We start from the raw sequence: 15,431 nt of genomic DNA, 5'->3' as shown, positions 1-15,431 counted from the left end.
TGTTCATTCATATTACCGACAGTAATAGTTACCTCTCTAGGATCTGAGAATCAATTTTCTGAATAGCACCGGTCAATCTTCTCAACAACTCTTCCACTTCTTCAGAAGTGATAGTTAGAGGTGGTGCAATTATAGTTGCATTGTTTAGTGGTGGGATACCAGCAGGGTAAACGATAAGGCCAGCATTAAAACATTCTTTTACAAAGGCCGCTGAAATGTTCCCATCGGAATCAGGTGCTTCGCGGTCTGCTCGGTCTTTTACAAATTCAAATCCCCAGAGCAAACCTCTACCGCGGACATCAACCATCGTGGGGAATCGCTGCGACAAGGCCTGCAGACCAGCTGCAAGCTCTTCGCCCCGCGATATCACATTTGCCAGAACTTCGTTCTCCTCAAGATAATCCAGAACAGCCAAACAGACAGCCGAGCTGAGCGGATTGCCTGAGAAAGTATGGCCGAAGGGCGCCTGGCCACTGCCCTCCCTCATAGAAGTGACAAGTGGTTCTCGTAGAAGTACGGCCGCCAGCGGCGTATACCCAGCGCTCGTGCCTTTCCCTGTCAAGATTATATCTGGAACGACTCCTTCTCTTCCCGAAACGAACCAATCACCTGTGCGCCCCAGTCCTGTAATGACTTCGTCCATGATCATGAGGACATTATAACGATCACAGATTTCTCGGAGTTGGCGCAGATAGCCTTCTGGGGGCATCAATACCCCGCCAGCGGCACCGACTATTGGTTCAGCAATCACTGCCGCCACCGTATCAGGTCCGGCATCCTGAATTGCCTTCTCCCAAGCGCTCGCACATTCCAGATTACAGCTCGATGGCTCCAACCCCCAAGGACAGCGATAGCAATAGGCAGGCGGCACAACAGGAAAGGGATGCAGCAGCGGTCCATAATCCTCGCGTCGCGCGTCATGGCCGGACATAGAAAGCGCGCCCATGGTCATTCCATGATAACTGCGCTTGCGACCAAGAACCTTAGTTTTACCTGGCTGACCCCTTTCTCGCCACACATGCAGAGCTACTCTCATCGCATGCTCAGAGGCCTCTGACCCACTGTTCACGAAAAAAGCGTAGTTGACATCCCCCGGAGCAATGGCCGTTAAGCGATTAGCAAGGGCTTCGGCTGGCTCGTTTGTGAACTGCGTTCGGAATGTAAATGCAATCGTATCGGACTGGCTTTGCATCACCTTTCCGATATCAGCGACACCATGCCCAATATTTGCGGTCATGGCCCCGCTTGAGCCATCTATGTATTCACGCCCCTCGTCATCGTAGAGCCATACTCCACGGCCAGAAGCTATCGTTGGATAGTTACCTGTAACCGATTGCTTTATCAAAGATGAGGTCATGACACGCCCGTTTAATGAAGTGTGGTTACGTATTCATACAAACTCGGATTTGAATGTCAACACTCACCACATGATCAACGGACGGTCGAGCGCTGGATAAGCTTCCCCTTCAGTGCATAGCGACGGCGCTCATAAGAGTCTGGCGCTTCAATGATCGACAGGGAAAGGTCAATCATCTCGTCAATTGGCTGCTGTAGTGTAGTTAAAGAGTAGGCCGCCCAACTCGCTTGAGGAACATCATCAAAACCGATCACCGAAACCCCTTCGGGAACAAGGCCTCCAAGGCTATGGCGCAACCGGTCAATAGCCCCGCTTGCTATCGCATCATCTCCGCAAAAAATCCCATCTATACCGGGATTTGTGGAAAAGAGCTGACCAGTGCCTTCCCACCCCCAATCATAATCGAAGCTTGCTTCCTTTACTAAAACTGGCGTCACGCCAACTTTCTCTGCTGCCGCCACAAAGCCCTGCCTTCGCTCGAAGTTTGGAGAAGAATCCTTGTTGCCCCCAAGGTATGCGAGGTTTCGGCAACCTGCTTTTATTAAGGCTCCAGCAGCTTGAGCACCTCCGTCGTAGCCGTCACAAGACACGGAAAATGCTTTGTCCGTCGTTGAGTATCTGTGAAAATAAACCACCGGCACGCCAGCTTGGTCACATAATTCGCTTACATTCGTAGACAACGAAGCTGTGGTGATGATGATACCCGAAACACGGTAGGTTAGAACCTCTGGAATAATGTCTTCAATCTTTTGCCCCTGCGCAGCGTTGAAGAGGAGCACGTTCTTGCCAGACCCTTGCAGGGCATCAGTTAATGCGTCGAGAATGAAGGGAAAAAGCGGGTTTACAACATTAGCCGTGACTACGGCGACAATGTTGGATCTACCGGTTATTAGGCTTCGCGCAAACGGATCAGGCCGATAATCGAGCGTTTTAGCAGCCGCTTCAATTCGTGTGCGAACCTCTTCTGCCACATAGCCTTTGCCAAGCATGACCCGAGAAACTGCCGCCTGGGAAGCCCTTGCCAACTTAGCGACATCGCGTTGCGTGGGAGCTTTGGAGCGTGAGCCATTTGACCTCATCAGTTTATCTCCATGAATGGCCGGTCAAAGAAAAGTTTCATGGCAGTGTTGGCCATTCCTAGGTGTTAAGTCCCGGTATGTGGTGGGAAGGCTTCAGTTTGTATCGTTGTGACTATAACGTCTAGGCATAGCAGATGAATTCATCGTGTGTGAGACCGCCCAATGTCTTCAGGCTTCGGGGAAAGTTGTAGGCTTTCACGAAGTCGTCGAGATGGGCATCCAGCTGACTATGACTGTCATAGTGGAAGCGCTTGACGGTGGCGTCCTTGATAGTGCGGTTCATGCGTTCCACCTGTCCGTTTGTCCAGGGATGACCGATCCGGGTCAGGCGGTGCTCGATGCCGTTCTCCGCACAGACCCGCCCGAAGATATGACCACTGTCATGGATATCCTCGGCACGCAGGGTGAATTGGATACCGTTATCGGAGGTTCGACTCCCCTCGGCTCCACCAATTTCCACTCGGCAAAGCAAAGGCTGCGATAGACAGGGGCGAAGTCTAAGTCTAACGGCCCCGGCCTGAATTCTCTCAACCATTTTGAAAGTATTATTGGGCAGGATCCTTTGAAGCTGACACCTGACAAAGAGGGAAGTCAGAAGCTTCATCCAGGGCAAACCCGTTAATACAGACAACCGCTTGATTGGGCTTGCTCTTGGCTTTTTGAAACCCTGGGCAAGCCCATACCCTTGAGAGAGAACATGAGCCTTTCGCCCGTAGCTACAGACGCAACGCGCCTCCAACTCTTTGATACCGTTCGGGAAAGATTGCAGCGCATACCCGAAGTCCTAACGTCACCCAATAATCTACCTGCTGAAGCCACTGAAACTTTCTCTTTCTTTGAAGCTCTTTTCATAAATGCAATCGAAGGCATTGATGTCTCGGTCGATAACGCGAAAAAGCTTCTGTTCTCTGCCAAGCAGACCACCCAAATGGACTACAGCCAGTTGGCACTGCGCGGCACTTTTGATTTTGCCCGAGAACAGCACAAGGATCCCGCCTGGCCGTTAGAGCTGGGTGAGTTCCGTGACCTTTTCCGTGAGTGTCACGCCGCAGTTGAGCACGGCAATCCGGAGGAAACACCCGGGGAGTTCAGAACAGTCACGACCCGCTTCGGGTCTACGGTCTTCACACGCCCGGATGAGATCGCAGGCACACTGGATCAGGGCTATATAGCTCAAGCTCAATTCGACGTCGGAATCAAGAAAGCGGCTTTCATGGTAATGCTGCTGACAGAGGTTCAACCGTTTCTGCATGGCAGTGGAAAGGTCGGCCTTCTCATGATGAATCGCGCATTGCTCAGTTGCGGTGAGCACCCGATCTTGATTCCACCTGCCCTTACCTACTTCTACATCGTGGCTCTAAAGCAGATATCACAACAACAGACAATCATCCCGCTACTTCGGGTGCTCAATCACGCCCAGACCTATACAGCCAAACTGAACTTAACGAGCTTTGCAGCGACACTCGCCAGCCTGCAACAAACCCATGCGTTTAACCGCAATTACAGCGCGCAGCTCGTCATGCCGTAGCCTGACTCTTTTGCACGCACACATGCTGAGATCACTAGACACAGCCCCCAGACTGTGACACAAAGATAAGTGCAATTGGTCTGCTATCTAGGCGAACTGCGACCCACACAAATTCGGTGGGGGTCCTGGTCCCCCAGCCAATTCTCCTGAATCAGTAATTAATTCTTGTGTCTTAGAAGACCTCGATCGGCTGGACAGTAGGCCTGCAGCGCCGGGATGCCGCCACCGGGGGGATAGTTTGTTTGTTCCGGGTTGCTGAAATGCAGATATCCTCGCCCTCCAACGACAGAGACGCGCCTTGCTATGAGCCCGGGTCCAATCCGGCGACGACCGCAAGACGCGCCAGCGCAGGTAGCGATTGGCAGCCGGTCTTTTTCATGATTGAGGCGCGATGACTTTCGACGGTTCGCCGGCTGATTTCCAGATCAGCGGCAATATTCTTGTTCGGGTGACCATCAAGGATCATCATCAAAATCTGCTGCTGGCGCGGCGTGAGCCCATCGATCCGCGCTTTGGCTTCGTCTTGCCGAACTGCGCGCCCGGTTTCGTCGCCTGACAGTTCGATCGCCTCCCGAATGTGTTTCAGTAGGTCATTGTGGCTGACCGGTTTCTCAATGAAATCCGTCGCACCGCGTTTCATCGCATCCACGGCCATTGCCACGTCACCGAACCCGGTGAGAACGACAACCGGTAGTAAATACCCCGCTTCGCGAAGCTGGCTGAGCAGTTCCAGCCCGCTCATGCCGGGCAGCTTGGCATCAAGTAAAAGGCAGGACTCGCTATCCGCCGGCCATGTTTCAAGGAACGCTTCACCGGATTCGAATTCCTGGACGACGAAGCCTGCTGACACCAGCATGTCGCGCAGGGTTTCACGCAGTTCGTTGCTGTCGTCGACGACGTAGATTGTTGGCTGAGCCGAACGGTTATCCGGGAAGTCCGCCGCTGGCATATCCTGTCCGGACAGAACGGCCCGCGGTGCCGCAAGCAGCCGCTGGACCGCGGCCGACAGTGCGCCAGCATTGACCGGCTTGTTGAGCCAATCGCAATCGTAGTCCTGGATCCGGGAAATGGAGGCGACCGATTTGTCACCGGTCAGAAACGCAACGGAAATTGGATCGCGCAAATGCTTCTGCAGCGCCGTCGCGACCTCGAGGCCGTTCATGCCATTCGGCAGATTGAAGTCGGCAATGAGCAGATCGGGCTGGAATGCCTTGTCGGTTACCGCTTGCAGGGCCGCCGGCCCATCTTCCGCCGAAACCACAGTATGGCCTTGCCCGGTGAGCAGAAGATCAAGAAGCTCTCGCACGTCCGGATCATCCTCGACGACAAGGATGGAGCCTTGACGATGACTATCCTGACTGGCTATCGGATCGTTATCGGTGGACTCGGGTGCCCGTGGTAACTCCCGACCGCCCTGCGGCCGCGCAACCTCGATTGTGAAAGCCGAGCCCTTGCCCACATGCGAGCGAACGTTGAGCCTGTGGTCCAGCAGATCCGCAAGGCGCTTCACGATGGACAGACCGAGCCCCAGCCCCCGACTGCGTTCGCGTGCTTCATTGCCAACCTGATGATACTCATCGAAGATCGCCTGCAGTTCAGAATCGGGAATGCCGGCCCCGGTATCCCAGATCTCGATTGTGACGCTATCTGCCCGTTGCCGGCAACCGAGCAGGACCTTACCCTTTTGAGTGTATTTCAGCGCGTTCGACAATAGGTTGCGGAGCATCTGACTGAGCAAGTTCGGGTCGCTGTGGACCGTCAGGCCACAAGTCACCACCCGCAGATCGAGACCCTGGGCCTCGGCCTGATAGGCAAACTCCTCGCGCATGCGTGCGAGCAGTGTATCGAGCGGTATATCAGCCATTTCGGGGATGATGGTACCGGTATCGATCTGATTGATGTCGAGCAGCGTGTTCAGCATGCTCGACATGGAGACCTGCGTACGGTCGAGCAGACGGATCAGCTTTTACGCCCTCTCGTTATCGACTATGCTTGCCAGTGTCCCCTGGATCAGGGCGATCGTCTGCAGCGGTTGCCGCAGATCGTGACTCGCGGCGGCGAGGAACCGGGACTTCGCGATGTTCGCTTCTTCCGCCTGGTTTCTTGCGCTCTGCAGCTCCAGTTCCGAACGCTTGCGCTCGCTAATTTCAGTGTAGGTTATAACCACGCCACTGTTCTGGCCTTCCATTGCGCGATAGGGCAGAATCCGACGAACGAACCAACTTCCGGTCTCGGTCGATATTTCACACTCTTTCGGCGTTCCGGTTCGCATAACGGTCCTGGCGTCGCTCAGAATGACAGGATCGTCGCTCACCGTCCTGAAGTCGGCCAGCGGCCGGCCGATATCAGACGAGATGACGTTGAAAATCGATTGGGCTGCCGGCGTAAAGAAGCGAATATTGAGGTTGGCATCGAGGAAGAGCGTCGCGACATCGGTGCTGTGCAGGATATTCTCAAGATCGCTTGCGGTGGTGCGCTGCAGTTCGAGCGTTTCCTGAAGCTGGCTGTTGAGCGCTACAAGTTCCTCGTTGAGTGATTGCAATTCTTCCTTCGATGCGAGCAGTTCTTCATTGGTGGTCTGAAACTCCTCCTTGACCGACAATGCTTCTTCATTGATCGCGTTCTGCTCTTCTTTGGATACATCGAGATCGCGCAGTGCCACCTCGAGCTCTTCCTGGGTCGCTTTCAACTCCTGATTGAGTTCGGCAACCAGGCTTTCTTCACCCGGCTGGGCGGTGGTGGCCTGCTGTGTGCGCTCCGGCTCGTCGATAAAACAGATCAGTGACAGTGTGTTCCCGTCGCACTCGACCGGCCGCACGGCAATACTATATGTGTGTGCACTCTTGCCCTCACCCAGTTGGCCGCCGCTGACGACAGCGCGCTCTTTCGTCTCAGTGGCACGCTGCACCGCCAGCCTGAGCCGTGCCTGAAGGCCGGTCTGGCGCAGCATGGCGATCATGTTATTGGTGACACCTCCAGAGGGAACCCGCAGGTAGCGATCGGTCCGGCCGACCGTGTAGAGAAGTTCGAACTCTTGGTTGATGAGCACGGCCGGAGGGGCATAGGCGTCCATCAACAGGTCGCGGCACAGCTCGGCGAACTGTCTGTCACGAGGCGGCTCGTCAGGTTTTCGCGCGATAGAGCGCTTGGTAAGTCCGTCAATGTTCATTGCCGATGCCAGCTCTCCCGGTCTGGCACGACCGACATGCCGGTAGAGTCGTGATTGCGTGGATACGGCGTCGAAGCGGTTATCGTCGGCCGCAACCATCTCGGAGCCGCCCAGCAGCAGAAACCCGTTGGGGCGCAGGGAAAAATGGAACAGCGTAAGGAGCTTCGCCTGCGTCTCAGGCTTCATGTAAATCAACACATTGCGGCACGAAATCAGATCGAGCCGCGAAAAAGGTGGATCGTTCATTACGTCGTGAACCGTGAAAACCACAAGTTCGCGGAGTTCGGGCAGAACTCTGTAACCCTGTTCCTCCTTTACGAAGAATCGGGCGAGACGTTCGGGTGATACTTCGGCGGCGATGGTTTCCGGATAGACCCCCTCGCGGGCGGTGGCGATGGCGTCGGGATCGATGTCGGAAGCGAAAATCTGCAGCTTCATCCGGCTACCGGCCGCTTCCAACGCCTCGCGGAACACCATGGCAAGGGAATAGGCTTCCTCACCGGTACTGCATCCCGTCGACCAGATACGCAGCGCGTCTTTAGAGGCGTCGTCTTTCACCAACTCCGGTATTATCTTGGTTGCCAGCAGATCGAATACAGTGGGGTCGCGGAAGAAGCCGGTCACGTGGATATAGAGATCCTTGGCGAGGAGATCGAGCTCGCCGGGGTCGTCGCGCAGGATCTGGACATAGCCTGCCAGGTCGACGTTCTCGGGCGTTGCCATGGCGCGCCGACGGTCGATCCGGCGCTCCAGCGTGCCCTGCTTGTAGGGGGTGAAATCGTGGCCGGTCCTGCTGCTCAGCAAATCGATGATCTCAAAGAACGATTCTTGTACAGAGGGATCGTCCGACCGGCGTATGTGATGGTTTCGCACCGCCGCCAGCCGACGGTCAAAATTGACGATCGCATCGGGCATATCGTCGAGAGGCAAAACCATATCCACCGCGCCCGTCCGGACCGCGCTGCGCGGCATGCCATCGAACGCGGCTTCTGCGGGGTCCTGGGCAACGACGAGACCGGCCGCTTCCCGCACTGCTTTCGCTCCCAGGCTTCCATCCGACCCGGTTCCAGATAGGACAACGCATATTGCGTGATCGCCAAGGTCGGCGGCCAGCGAACGCAGGAGGTAATCGAATGGCAGGCGCGAGCCGTGTGGATCGTCGGGCTGCGAAAGATGCAGCGTGCGGTCCTGCACCGCCAGGTAGTGGCCGGGCGGAATGACATAAACGCAGTTGCGCGCGATCGGCATATTGTCGACCGCTTGGCGTACGGTCATCTTCGTGTGCGGCGCCAGCAATTCGACCATCATGCTGTCGTGCGTCGGGTCAAGATGCTGGACCAGAACGAAGGCCATACCGCTGTCGGCAGGAAGCGCATCGAGAAACTTCTGGAAAGCTTCCAGGCCGCCCGCCGAGGCTCCGGCCCCGACCACCGAGATATCATTCTCCTCCTGCTGCCTTTCGCCCGGCAGCAACCCCATTGCCGTTTCGTCAGCGGTCCGCGTTTTATTTTCAGACATCAAAATTCTGACCGTCAACATGTGTAAAGAAACAATCAATGCCACGGAAATCGGAAAAACTAAATCCCATTGAAATTTTCCATTCTGTAAAATTTACAACTATGCCGAATATCGAAGACTTACATATGCAAACCGAAACGGCGATTCAAATGTTCAGGCACTCCTACTTAAGCTGAGTGACGTTCAGTAGTTTCCGGCCCTATCGCGCATGGCCTGGACCGATCAGAGTCGAAGCTGAAACGGCATGTTCCGCCGGACCCGTCGCTTGCAACGAAGAAGAGACCAGTGCTGCGGCGACGCAATGTACCCAATTCTGAGGTTCGCCATGATCAAACGCATTTTTACCTCGTTGTTCGTACTGTCTTTCGTTCTGTCCTTGGGAGCCTGCGGCGACACTTGGCGTGGCGCCAAAAAGGATACCAAAGACAATCTGAAAGCCACCGAAGAGGCGATCGACGATTAGGTTCCGCAGTTCAGGCTGTATGCGGTGATCCTTGTTTGGGGATCACCGACCAGTCCGACGAAGCCAGAGTGATCAGATGTTGTTTGGCCTTGCTCACAACTTGCAGGCCGCCTGCTGTGGACCTGTCGCGTATCATACGGGCCATTGATGAATGGATTTTTGCACGGAACCAAGACAGAGATGGCCGAGAATAAGGATCGTTTCCCTTTTGATCGTTGTGCTGCTCGGGGTGACCCTTGGGCAGGTTTCGCTCTACGCGCAGAACCTGACACCGGAAGGTCTCTGGCTCCACAGCAATGAACGAATTCAGGTCCGAATTGGGCCATGTGAAGAGTATTTGTGTGGAAAGATCATCTGGCTAAAAAACCCTGACGGTGAAAAGAGCAGTCCGATTGCCGATTCCGAGAACCCCGATCTGGACCAGCGCGGCCGGCCGGTCATCGGAATGACGGTACTGTGGGGGCTAGCCCGCAACGGCGCTGACCTTTGGACCGAAGGCACAATCTACAATCCCGATGATGGCAAGACATATAGTGCCCGCCTCACGATGGCGGGTGCGGACACGCTGAGTGTTAAGGTCTATAAGTTCCTGCCGCTTTTCGGGGAAACACAGGTCTGGACCCGTGTCGAAGACTGATTGAATTTTGCTCTCCGCTGGATTTCAGAGGATTATGTCCTTTGATTGCTTGGACATATTGGCAGGATGTGAGTGCGGTGGCTGAGTATCAGATACCATTGGAATGATCTTTGGACTGCAGGCGCGATCAGCGCAGGCCAAAAAAGCTGAGAATTGCAATGACGATGACCACTGCCCCGACAATGTAGATGATCTGATGCATGATAGTTTCCTTGGTGATGGGGCGAACCCGTCCGCGCGCCCTCGCAGGACGCAGCGGTTCGTGATTTAGTATTGCTTTTATAATCTTTGGTGAGGAGGGTCGGAAATTACGTATGCGGTGATGGCGTGACATGCGAACGGCCCGGCGGCTTGGCCTGTTTTTCGGTCGATGCTCTTCTGCGCGGCATGGATGCGCGGCATGTATGGGAGATGAAACGACCCTGTTGCGGTCTGAGTGATCGCGATTGCGCAGCCTGACCGACCACGGCAATGCCGCCATGACAGTGACAGCGCTAAAGGCGCGCGGCACGCTGGGGGCAGCGCGCAGCCAATCGCGTGTTTACGGGGCAATGCCCTGGTCAGACAGGTTCGAGGCCTCGCCTCGCATTCCAAAGGGCGCGCAGTATTTGGCCCGCGCATATTGTAGCAGGGCAGGATCGCGCAGCTACAAGATCTACCTGCCCGCGAGCCAGCCAACGCGGCCCAAAGGTTTGATTCTTATGTTGCATGGCTGCCAGCAAACCCCGGATTATTTTGCCCTCGGCACCCACATGAACGCACTGTCCGAGAAGAATGGCCTCGCCCTTGCCTATCCGGCGCAGACCGGAGCCGACAATGCGGCGTCCTGCTGGAACTGGTTCAGGCCGGGCGATCAGATGCCCGGAGCAGGCGAGCCCGCAATCTTGGCATCGCTAAGGCGAAAGCTCATGAAGGAATTCGGCCTAGGCCGCGATGCCGTAGAGCGTCCGCGTGCATCTGGTCGCCGGACAGATACAGCGCAGGCTTGCGCGTCATTCGGCAGTCGAGCCCCAGATCCACCACCAGAGCCAGCAGTTCGTTCACCGCGCGGACCGATCGGCTGCCAGGCCGCATCACCCTCGGCCCGCCCCCGTTCGGCCTGCAGATCAATCAGCAGCACATCTATCTCATGCTGGATCATCGCGGTCGACGCGGGCGTTGACCCGCGCACCGGCGCACGTCGATCGAGGATTAGCACCCGCTTGCCAGCCCGCGTCAGGGTTTCGGCCAGAAGAGCGCCGCTGATGCCTGCACCGACGACGATCACATCGAACCGTCCCTTGCCCGGATACGCCTGCACCCTGACCGAAGTGCCCCGCGTCTTCAGCCATTAGGGCTGCCCTCTGCACAGGTCATCCTTGCGGGTCTTCTCGGGCTTTTTGTGGTCATCACGTCATCTTGTCATGGAAAGAATAAAGCAGCTTATTACAATTACTCTTTAGTGTGAGACTGTTTTTCAGAGGATCTAGGGACGAAATGCCGTTTGCCGGTGAGATCAAGGTGGACGAAAGTTATTTCGGAGCCAAAATCAAGGGCGTGGGCAACCGGGAGTTGCCGGCAAAGTATCTTGACACGAAGCCCATTGACTCGTTCGTAATGGCCACAGCGACGCCACTTACTGCCCTTGGAGGAATGGGACGCGCGTTGAATGGCGGAACCGGATGCTCGTGTCGCTCCTTGCCCACCGAAGGAGAGGCTTGAAAGACATGGGGTGACGGAATGAATGCCCAAATATACCCTCCTGCCGATCATATTCATGACGCAATGACTGAAGGAGGCTTCCCGTGCCCAAGTCCGCCCTCCCGACCCGTACCCTCCCCTCCGGCGAAACGGTACCGGCTCTGGGCCAGGGTACCTGGTACATGGGCGACGGCTTGCGCGCGCGCGAGGAGGAGATCGCCGCTCTGCGTTGCGGTCTGGACCTGGGCCTCACCCTGATTGACACGGCCGAGATGTACGGAAATGGCGCCGCTGAGCAGCTCGTTGGCGAGGCGATTGCCGGGCGGCGGGACGAAGCCTTCCTGGTCAGCAAGGTGCTGCCGAGCAATGCCAGCAAGCAGGGCACCGTCAAGGCCTGCGAACGCAGCCTGGAGCGACTGGGTACGGACTGCCTCGACCTCTACCTGCTGCACTGGCGCGGCGGAACGCCCCTGCGGGAAACCATCGAGGCCTTCGAGGAACTGGTCGAGGCCGGAAAGATCCGTCACTGGGGTGTCAGCAATTGCGACGTCTCGGATATGGAGGAGTTGGTGTCCGTGCGGGGCGGCACGGCGGTTCAGACCAACCAGGTCCTCTATAACCTGACGCGCCGCGGCATCGAGTGGGATATGCAACCCTGGTGCCGAGAACGGCAGATTCCGATCATGGCCTATTCACCCATCGAACAGGGACGCATGCTGGACCAGCCAGTGCTTCAACGCGTGGCAGCGCGGCACAATGCCAGTACGCCCCAGGTGGGGCTGGCCTGGCTGCTGCGCCAGGAGGGTGTAATCGCCATTCCCAAGGCCGGCTCACCGGAGCATGTCGAGGAAAACCGGGCTGCGCTTGATCTTCAGTTGAGCCAGGACGACCTGGCCGAACTGGACCAAGCCTTCCCGCCGCCAAGTCGAAAGCAACCTCTGGACATCCTCTGAACCGTCTAAGCGGCTTGAACCGCCTGATCGATCAAGACCCTCAGTACAACAACTCCACCAGTCCCATGGAAATCCAGGGGACGTAAGTGATCGCCATCAGGCAGGCGAGCACCACCAGGACGAAGCGCATCAGCCAGGGGATCAGCTTGTCGATGGACAGGTTGGCCACGGCACAGGCAGCGAAGAGGTTGACGCCCAGCGGCGGCGTGAACATGCCCAACGCCAGGTTGACGACGACAATCAGGCCGAAGTGCACCGGATCGATACCGTACTGCACGGCAATCGGCGTGAAGATCGGCGCCAATACCAGAATGGCCGCCGAAGTCTCCACGAACATACCGATGATCAACAGCATCACGTTGACGGCCAAGAGGAAACTGACCGGACTGTCGAAGACCTGAGTCACCCAGCCGGCGACCTGGGATGGCAGGCCCGAGCGGCTGATCAGGAAGCTGAAAAGCGCCGCCGCTGCGATGATCAGCATGACGGTGGCCGTGGAAATGACGCTCTTGCGCAGCACCGGCCAGAGGTCGCGCCAGCCCAGCTCGCGATAGATCAGTCCGCCGACAACAAGCGCGTAGACCACAGCAACGGCCGAGGCCTCGGTCGGCGTAAAGACACCGCCGTAGATGCCGCCGATCACCACCACCGGCATCAGTAGCGCAACCCAGGCACGACGGAAGGCGCGCGGGAAGGAAGAGCGATCCTCACGATCCCGCAGGCCATATCCGCGGATCCGACAGAAGATGTAGAGAAAGGTCAGCAGGGCCCCACCGATCAGCAGCCCCGGGCCAATGCCGGCGATGAACAGCCGCCCGATCGAGGTGTCGGTACTGACTCCGTAGAGAATGAGTGGAATCGAGGGCGGGATCAGGACCCCCAGTTCCGAGGACGAGGCCTGGATCGAAGCCGCCAGCGGTTTGGGATAGTCGTGGCGCACCATGGCCGGGATCAGGATCGAGCCGATGGCGAAAGTGGTCGCTACACTGGAGCCCGAAACCGCGGCAAACATCATGCAGGTCAGGACACAGGTCATGGCCAGTCCACCCTGCAGCCCGCCAACCACCGACTTGGCCACGTCCACCAGGCGCTCGGAGACCCCACCGGTGGCCATCAGGTTGCCTGCCAGGATGAAGAAGGGGATGGCCATGAGGGGAAAGCTGTCGACCCCGACCAGCATGCGCTGCGGCACCATCAAAAGTGGCAGGCGCGAGAAGAACTCGATGCCGATGACCGAAGCCAGGACAATGGATACCGCCACGGGCACGCCCAGGGCGAACAACAGGATCAGGGAAATGGCAATCGCCAGGTTCATGAGCGCTTTCCTTCCCCTTCGTCCTTGGCCTCCGAACCATCTTCGGTTTCGTCCCGCATGCGGCCCAGTGACTCGTGCCCTGTCAACTGGCTCAACAGACGCGCCACGACAGCCACGATGGAGAAGGCGGCCCCCACGGGAATCGCGGCATAGATCCAGGCGATCGAGATATAGAGACCTGACAGGGTCTGGCTGCTGACCCGCAGAGTCATGGCGATGCCGTAATAGAGCAGAATCCAGAGCACCAGAAGGCAGGCCAGCGCCACCAGCACCTCGACCAGTAACAAGCACCGCCGCGGCACAAGCTGGTAAATGACTTCGACCGCCATCATGTAGCCCCAACGGAAACAGGCTGCCATGGCCAGGAAGACACACCAAATCATGGCCGAGCGCGTCAGAACCTCGGACCAGGTCGAGGGGGCATTGAAGACGAAGCGGGTCAGAACCTGGTAAAATCCGGTAGTGGCCGCAACAACCAGCATGGCCGCCGCGATCACCAGCGCCAGGCGTGTGGTGGAGTCCGCAACACGCAGGAAGCGTTCCATACAGTCAGGTATCCCGGATAAGCCCATCCCGGATCCATATCCGGGATGGGCTGTGTGAGACAGGCCTTAGCAGTCGCTGTTGCGAATCCGGTCCAGCATCTCGCTGCCGTGCTCGTCGGTGTAGGTGGAATAGGAAGGCTCGACCGCCTCCTGGAACACGCTGGTGTCGACATCCTCGACCACCGTCATGCCCTTTTCCTTCAACTCCTCGACGCCTTCGGTCTCAAGCCGGGAAACCATGTCACGGGTAGCTTCGGCCCCGGCCTGGGCAGCCTCGATGAACCAGCCACGCTCCTCTTCGCTCAGGCCATCCCAGAGCACCGGAGAGGCCAGCATGATCGCCGGGGAATAGACATGACCGGTCAGCGACAGGTGATCCTGAACCTCCCACATGTTGCTGGTCAGGATCACGGAAATGGGATTCTCCTGTCCGTCAACCGTACCCTGCTGCAGTGCGGTGAATAGCTCGGGGAAAGCCATGGGCGTCGGCTGCACGTCGAGCTCCTCGAAGGCTGCCATGTGCATTTCGTTCTCCATGGTACGAACTTTCAATCCGGCGGCATCTTCCGGGGTATGGATCTCGCGCTCGTTGTTGGTCATGTGACGGAAGCCGTTCTCGGTCCAGGCCAGGCCCACCAGGTCGTTTTCCCCCACCTTGTCCAGCAGGTCCTGACCGATATCGCCATCCAGGACACAGCGGGCGTGGTCGTAGTCACGGAACAGAAAGGGCAGGTCCAGGACATAGGTCTCGGGAACGAAATTCCCCAGCGGGCCGGTGGAGGTAATCACTGCGTCCAGTGTGCCGATCTGCAGGCCTTCGATCATGTCGCGCTCGCCACCCAGCGCACCGGAAGGCTGTTCGTCCACGGTGAAGGCGCCGTCGCTCAACTCGGTCAGCTTCTCGGCGAAGGCGTCGACACCGACGGAGTAGTGCGAATCGTCGGAAATGGAATGGCCGACGGTGATGGTCTGCTGTGCCTGAGCGCTGACGGCAAATCCAGCCAGGGCAACCAGCGAAACACCGGTCAGGCCGAGACGGCGTGTGGTACGGGCAAATGCTGTTCTCATGATCTATCCTCCCGTTTTATATAACTTCTTCAAGGTCAGCCGCGGGCCCAGCGCCTTACAGGAACGTGCCCTGGCCGCGTGTAAGGACGCACTATAACAACCCTTTATGGACTCTTCAT

General features: G+C 57.2%; 12 protein-coding genes and 2 pseudogenes. 5 read left to right on the top strand and 9 right to left on the bottom strand.

Annotated elements, in window-relative coordinates; translation table 11 throughout:
• Nucleotides 1–28 precede the first annotated feature (28 nt).
• The 3 genes and pseudogenes from BP38_RS22100 to BP38_RS19355 form a co-directional block, all read right to left on the bottom strand.
• On the bottom strand, nt 29–1,357 hold the full coding sequence (locus tag BP38_RS22100; protein WP_081816497.1) for an aminotransferase class III-fold pyridoxal phosphate-dependent enzyme: 1,329 nt from the start codon (nt 1,355–1,357) through the stop codon (nt 29–31).
• Nucleotides 1,358–1,431: 74 nt separating this feature from the next.
• Nucleotides 1,432–2,436 (bottom strand): LacI family DNA-binding transcriptional regulator, encoded by a 1,005-nt coding sequence (locus tag BP38_RS19360; RefSeq protein WP_081816496.1) that lies wholly within the window; start codon nt 2,434–2,436, stop codon nt 1,432–1,434.
• A 112-nt stretch (nt 2,437–2,548) separates the two neighbouring features.
• A pseudogene (locus BP38_RS19355) lies at nt 2,549–2,863 on the bottom strand (integrase core domain-containing protein); the annotation flags it as partial.
• A gap of 270 nt (nt 2,864–3,133) precedes the next feature.
• On the opposite strand from BP38_RS19355, the gene BP38_RS0106205 reads away from it, so the two are divergent.
• Nucleotides 3,134–3,964 carry a Fic family protein gene (locus BP38_RS0106205; protein ID WP_026987022.1) on the top strand — a complete coding sequence of 277 codons (831 nt, stop codon included), beginning with the start codon at nt 3,134–3,136 and terminating at the stop codon, nt 3,962–3,964.
• Nucleotides 3,965–4,265: 301 nt separating this feature from the next.
• Here the strand turns inward: BP38_RS0106205 and BP38_RS22945 are convergent, their stop codons facing one another.
• On the bottom strand, nt 4,266–5,894 hold the full coding sequence (locus tag BP38_RS22945) for a response regulator (RefSeq protein WP_211250244.1): 1,629 nt from the start codon (nt 5,892–5,894) through the stop codon (nt 4,266–4,268).
• A gap of 36 nt (nt 5,895–5,930) precedes the next feature.
• Nucleotides 5,931–8,651, bottom strand: a complete 2,721-nt coding sequence (locus BP38_RS22940; RefSeq protein ID WP_211250243.1) for a chemotaxis protein CheB — start codon at nt 8,649–8,651, stop codon at nt 5,931–5,933.
• A gap of 325 nt (nt 8,652–8,976) precedes the next feature.
• On the opposite strand from BP38_RS22940, the gene BP38_RS22520 reads away from it, so the two are divergent.
• The 3 genes and pseudogenes from BP38_RS22520 to BP38_RS23310 all read left to right on the top strand — a co-directional run.
• Nucleotides 8,977–9,114, top strand: a complete 138-nt coding sequence (locus BP38_RS22520) for a hypothetical protein (RefSeq protein ID WP_155992241.1) — start codon at nt 8,977–8,979, stop codon at nt 9,112–9,114.
• 217 nt (nt 9,115–9,331) lie between these two features.
• Nucleotides 9,332–9,751 (top strand): DUF2147 domain-containing protein, encoded by a 420-nt coding sequence (locus BP38_RS0106190; RefSeq protein ID WP_245602360.1) that lies wholly within the window; start codon nt 9,332–9,334, stop codon nt 9,749–9,751.
• Nucleotides 9,752–10,230: 479 nt separating this feature from the next.
• Nucleotides 10,231–10,662, top strand: a pseudogene (locus BP38_RS23310) (CE1 family esterase); the annotation flags it as partial.
• Here BP38_RS23310 and BP38_RS23305 read toward each other — a convergent pair.
• Nucleotides 10,605–11,018, bottom strand: a complete 414-nt coding sequence (locus BP38_RS23305; RefSeq protein WP_051609052.1) for an FAD-dependent oxidoreductase — start codon at nt 11,016–11,018, stop codon at nt 10,605–10,607. The pseudogene BP38_RS23310 and the gene BP38_RS23305 sit on opposite strands and share 58 nt — an antisense overlap.
• Before the next feature lie 517 nt (nt 11,019–11,535).
• Between BP38_RS23305 and BP38_RS0106175 the strand changes: the two genes are divergently transcribed.
• Nucleotides 11,536–12,384: an aldo/keto reductase gene (locus tag BP38_RS0106175; protein ID WP_026987018.1), complete on the top strand. Its 849-nt coding sequence runs from the start codon at nt 11,536–11,538 to the stop codon at nt 12,382–12,384.
• Between the two features lie 40 nt (nt 12,385–12,424).
• Here BP38_RS0106175 and BP38_RS0106170 read toward each other — a convergent pair whose 3' ends face one another.
• The 3 genes from BP38_RS0106170 to BP38_RS0106160 all read right to left on the bottom strand — a co-directional run bounded on the left by BP38_RS0106170 (nt 12,425) and on the right by BP38_RS0106160 (nt 15,312).
• On the bottom strand, nt 12,425–13,699 hold the full coding sequence (locus BP38_RS0106170) for a TRAP transporter large permease (RefSeq protein ID WP_026987017.1): 1,275 nt from the start codon (nt 13,697–13,699) through the stop codon (nt 12,425–12,427).
• The gene (locus BP38_RS19340; RefSeq protein ID WP_081816493.1) at nt 13,696–14,244 is read right to left on the bottom strand and encodes a TRAP transporter small permease; all 549 of its coding nucleotides are present in this window, start codon (nt 14,242–14,244) and stop codon (nt 13,696–13,698) included. The genes BP38_RS0106170 and BP38_RS19340 overlap by 4 nt, the downstream gene beginning before the upstream one ends.
• 66 nt (nt 14,245–14,310) lie before the next feature.
• Nucleotides 14,311–15,312, bottom strand: coding sequence for a TRAP transporter substrate-binding protein (locus tag BP38_RS0106160; protein WP_026987016.1), 1,002 nt, complete (start codon nt 15,310–15,312; stop codon nt 14,311–14,313).
• Nucleotides 15,313–15,431: the final 119 nt, after the last annotated feature.

Source organism: Fodinicurvata fenggangensis DSM 21160, from assembly GCF_000686045.1.
Lineage (GTDB): Bacteria > Pseudomonadota > Alphaproteobacteria > Kiloniellales > DSM-21159 > Fodinicurvata > Fodinicurvata fenggangensis.
The sequence above is the reverse complement of the archived record's forward strand: the minus strand, read 5'-3'. Positions and strand labels throughout refer to the sequence as shown.